The organism is uncultured Porphyromonas sp. (assembly GCF_947254915.1).
GTDB lineage: Bacteria > Bacteroidota > Bacteroidia > Bacteroidales > Porphyromonadaceae > Porphyromonas.
The window spans coordinates 1-4729 of the sequence record NZ_CAMYEZ010000141.1; the positions used below are offsets into that span (position 1 = coordinate 1).

3 protein-coding genes are annotated in these 4729 nt (G+C 51.9%); 1 reads left to right on the plus strand and 2 read right to left on the minus strand.

The window, feature by feature from the left end:
- The first annotated feature begins 415 nt into the window (after window positions 1–415).
- A complete protein-coding gene (locus Q0X57_RS07625) occupies window positions 416–2530 on the plus strand; it encodes a Por secretion system protein (RefSeq protein ID WP_297729818.1) in 2115 nt (704 codons plus the stop codon).
- Window positions 2531–2724: 194 nt separating this feature from the next.
- On the opposite strand, the gene tsaE is transcribed toward Q0X57_RS07625, so the two are convergent.
- Together tsaE and Q0X57_RS07635 are read right to left on the minus strand one after the other, a co-directional pair.
- Window positions 2725–3150 carry a tRNA (adenosine(37)-N6)-threonylcarbamoyltransferase complex ATPase subunit type 1 TsaE gene (gene tsaE, locus Q0X57_RS07630; RefSeq protein WP_297729820.1) on the minus strand — a complete coding sequence of 142 codons (426 nt, stop codon included), beginning with the start codon at window positions 3148–3150 and terminating at the stop codon, window positions 2725–2727.
- A gap of 13 nt (window positions 3151–3163) precedes the next feature.
- Window positions 3164–4708 carry a PglZ domain-containing protein gene (locus Q0X57_RS07635; protein WP_297729822.1) on the minus strand — a complete coding sequence of 515 codons (1545 nt, stop codon included), beginning with the start codon at window positions 4706–4708 and terminating at the stop codon, window positions 3164–3166.
- Between the last annotated feature and the right edge of the window lie 21 nt (window positions 4709–4729).

Consider the following 4729-nt stretch of genomic DNA (forward strand, 5'->3'; position numbering starts at 1 on the left):
ATCTGACCCAGCAGACCTCGTCGGCTAGCTCCTAGAGCAAACAAACTCTCGCTTCCCGTGTGCAAATGAGCTTGCACACGGGAAGCTTTTGTATCTCGTCCCTACCCACCGATAGCTCCGATCCCTTCCCCCTGTCCTCTCCTGAAATAGTACACAGTTGGGGTTGGCTTCCCAACTGTGTACTATTTCAGGAGAGGACAAATCGTTTGATTTCCTTCGTGGTCACTTTGAGAAGCTCATTTTTATACTGCGTCAGCCCCATACTGCACGCACAGTTAAACATCCTATATAAAGTTTTACCTATCTTTGTACTCACATTATCATTGACTCTATAACTGAAATCTACGCATCTAGGGCTCTGCCGTCAGCACGAGTCTCCTTATTTGCGCAACCGTATACTAAACTCATACTTAATATGAAACGAAATCCGTCACTCTACTGCGCCATCATATTGGTGCTGATGCTCTTTTCTCTTCCTGCGATGACGCAAGAGATTACCTTGCGAACGACAATGCAGACGAATAGTAAGACGACAGAGCTGTTTACTATGAAGATTAAGGCACCTAAAGGATCCACCTATTACATTGACTATGGTGATGGCACGGATGCGAAAGAGAAGTACGGCAGTGGATATGCAGAGACGGTTCACTACAGTTTTGCTGATATGTCCACCCGTAAGGAACACCTAGTAAAGGTATGGGGAGCTAACTTTGTAGAGTTTTGGGCTATAAGCAATAGGCATGTCACGGAGCTCACTGTCAAGGATTGCCCCGATCTAGAGACACTGTCCTGCGCCAATAACAAGATACCGCAACTAGACCTCTCGGACTGTAACAAGCTCACGAAAGTTACTTGCAACAACAACGAGATCACTTCGCTAAAGCTACCCGCTTCGGTGACGAGTGTTGACTTTTCGAGGAATAGGCTCTCGCTTGTGGACTTCCCCAAGCGTCGCTCTGGGATGAACTATCGGTATGCACCTATGCGCCCTGTCCATCTCTCTACGAGTAAGATAAATGGGCTGACAGTAGATCTAACAGAAATGCTAGACTTTGAGGGGACTAAGTCTACCTTCAAGTGGTACTACTTTGACAACAAGGGCACTCATGCCGATCCAAGCTTGCTAATTGATCCAGCGACCTATACGGAGCGTGACGGAGTCTTCACCTTTCATCAGAAGCCCGACCGACCCATATACTGTGTCGTCGCCAATAGCGCCCTACCAGGACTTGACAACATCAATGACTGCTACGGCATCATGCCGATAGAGCTCAGTGGCGCAGAGAGAAAGCTGGAGCAGGTACATGCGGCCTTTGTAACCGACAAGTATACGACAGAAGGCTTGACTTTTGATCTACAGCTCAGTGCCACCAAAGAGGACACGCCCTGCCTCGTAGACTGGGGTGATGGGTCCTTTGAGGAGGCTACCCTAGGCGTGGAGCCCGTGACCTTGCGACACAACTTCGTCAATGCCAAAGTGGATCGCCAGCATCCCGTCCAGATACAGTGTGCAAACCTAGACCTGATGCGTCTCCCTAATACGTGTGGTTTGATTAAGTTTGCGCCGACTACGACACCCTGCCCCGTCAAGCGTCTGATACTGGACAATAATCGTGTGTCCGAGCTTGACTTGTCGGCTTTTGAACAGTGTGAAGAAATCTCTGCAAACGGGTGCTATATGATTCAGATCAAGCTACCCCAATCTAAGCTACTCAAGAAACTCTCTCTACGCAGTGGTACAATTACCGAGATAGATCTCTCTCCCTATACAGCACTAGAGGAGCTGACGCTAGCATTTAATAAGTTGAGCTCTCTAGATCTGAGCGCACAGACGCAAATCAAGAAGGTGAACGTATCACACAATAAGCTGACGAGCCTCACAATGCCCACCTCTAGAGATGCTCTCAAGGAGCTGGACTGCTCCTCCAATGCAATTCCTATGTATCTGCTACCGACCAAGGGCGCAATGAGCAAATATCTATATGCCCCGCAAGAAGCTTTTGAGATCACACCAGAGATGATAGATGGCAGTACGGTAGATCTCTCTATGTTTGACAATTTGATTGGTGAGGAGACGACTCCCCAGCCGACGACTTATATTTGGCTACACGCTGATGATGAGACACTGTTTATTATGGAAGGCGTGCACTACGATGTCGCTGGGGGCAAGTTTACGTTTAAGATCAAAGAGCCGACAAGAATCTTTTGCACATTGGAAACGAAAGCCTTCCCGCTCCTAGCCTCAAAAGCCAAGAGCTACCGGAGCAAGCCTATCACCGTCTCAGCACAAGGCACCCTCTCCATAGACAGCTCTATGACAGCAGAGACTCCGCTACGTATGAGCGTGAGTGGTCGAGAGGTCACACTCGAGACTGCCCAGAGCCTTGTCGCTCAAATCTTTGCTATGGATGGTAAGATAATCTGGACGAAGGCTCTGAGTGCTGGCAGCGCAGAGACACTAACATTGCCTCAAGGGGCATACATCCTTCATGCTGAGGGAATGGACTCTGTGCGACTGATTATCCAGTAAGTGTGACTACGCATCTCATCTAGGTTTGGTCTACTAGAGAGAATACGATCTAAATCTTCGGAGTGGTGGGCTGTCATTGAGGCGTGCTCGTGACCTTTGACAGCAGTAGAAGAGGAGCTCCCGTGGGGTGGTGTAGTACCTTTGCAGCGCTTCCTCCCCTAGCTCTAGTGAGCAGAGCCGATGTGAGTGCGAGCTTACTCAGTGAGGAGGGTGAGGAGGCGGGAGCCATCGGGCTGTGCCTCAATGTGAATGACGGCGGTCTCCTCGGGGAGTAGCGGGGCGATGACGTCGGGCCACTCAATATAGCAGCGAGCGCCTGAGCGGATATACTCGGCTAGCCCTATCTGATCAGCATCTGCGAGGCTCTCCAGACGGTAGCAGTCTATATGATAGATGGTGTCGTCGGACTGAGTCGTGTAGACGTTGACAATGGCAAAGGTGGGACTATTGACCACCTCCTCTTCGCTGGCGCCATCAAGACGGCAGAGCTCGTGAACGAGCGTCGTCTTGCCCGCTCCTAGATCCCCCTGTAGGGCGATAACGGGGTAGTCGGCAAGTCGTGTGTGCACCTCCTGGGCTATGCGTGGGAGGTCGGCAAGGGATTGTAGTGTGAGACGCATATAGTTAATGGTATTAGCGAGGCGTGAGCGTGATGCAGGGCACGAGCATCTCCTCCATAGAGATGCCTCCGTGCTGGAGCGTGTCACGGTAGTAGTTGACGTAGTAGTTATAGTTGTTGGGATAGGCGAAAAAGTTCTGCTCGTAGCAGAAGACGTAGCCGTCTGTCAGATGATTGACGGGAAGACCTATATCTTTAGGTTTGCGAGGAGCGTAGACCTCTTTAGCATTGAAAGAGAGGCTTTGGCCCAGCTTGTAGCGCAGATTGGTAGAGGTGTTGCGATTGCCAATGATCTGAACTGGTTTGCGCACGCGGACGGACCCGTGGTCGGTGGTCAGGATGATCTTGGCGCCCATCTGAGCGACCTGCTCAAAGAGCCGATAGGTGGTCGAGTGGCGGAACCAGCTCTGTGTCAGGGAGCGGTAAGCGGCCTCACTGCTGGCCAGCTCGCGGATCATCTTGCTCTCGGTGCGAGCGTGCGATAGCATATCGACAAAGTTGAGGACGATGACGTTGAGCGGGTTGTCCTGTAGCTCGTTGAGCTGACCGAGGAGTCGCTCGCCGAAGGAGGTCTCGTACACCTTGCGGTAGGCGAAGCTATAGGGCTTGCGATAGCGCTTGAGAAGGCTTGCGATCATGGGCTCTTCGTTGAGATTCTTGCCCTCTTCGCTCTCCTCATCAACCCACAGGTCGGGAAAGGTTTTCGCGATCTCAAGGGGCATGAGCCCAGAGAAGATTGCATTGCGCGCATACTGTGTGGCTGTCGGCAGGATGGCGGTGTACATGCCGTCGTCGAAGGTGAAGAGTCCGCTCAGCATCTCCTGCACGGCAAGCCACTGGTCCCAGCGGAAGTTGTCGATGAGGATTAGGAAGACATGCTCGCCACGATCGAGCAGGGGGAAGACCTTGTCCCGCATCAGCGTATGGCTCATTAGCGGAGCGCACTTCGGATCTTGTATCCACCCTTCGTACTCCTTAGTAATGTACTTGGCGAAGAGTCTATTCGCCTCGTCACGTTGAGACTGCAGTGTCTCAGCCATGTCGGGAAGGTAGTTGTCCACCTGCATGACCCACTTGGAGATCTCCTTATAGATGGACATCCACTCATCGATGGTGCCAGCGCTATTGATCCGCAGAGACAGCTCCCGGAAGGCTTGTATGTAGTTTTGCTGTGTGGCCTCGGTGACGATCTGCTCTCGGTGCAGTACTTTCTTGAGCGAGAGGAGCAGTTGGTGCGGATTGACTGGCTTGATGAGGTAGTCGGCTATCTGACGGCTGATGGCTTCATTCATGAGGTGCTCCTCCTCGCTCTTGGTGACCATAACCACGGGGAGGTAGGGGTAGAGCGGAGCGATGCGAGCGAGCGTCTCTAGGCCCGACAAACCTGGCATCTGCTCATCGAGGAAGACTAAGTCGTACGACCGCTCCTGTAGCAGGTCAAGGGCATCGGCTCCACTCACACAAGGGGTGACCTCATAGCCGTGCTGCTCGAGGAATATGATGTGCGGTCTCAGGAGATCTATCTCGTCATCGACCCAAAGTATCTGTATTGCGGACATAGATGCGTAGCTTATTATGTG

Coding starts and splice junctions, on each gene's coding strand:
- Q0X57_RS07625 (WP_297729818.1), top strand. CDS start 416: ATGAAACGAAATCCGTCACTCTACTGCGCCATCATATTGGTGCTGATG.
- tsaE (WP_297729820.1), bottom strand. CDS start 3,150: ATGCGTCTCACACTACAATCCCTTGCCGACCTCCCACGCATAGCCCAG.
- Q0X57_RS07635 (WP_297729822.1), bottom strand. CDS start 4,708: ATGTCCGCAATACAGATACTTTGGGTCGATGACGAGATAGATCTCCTG.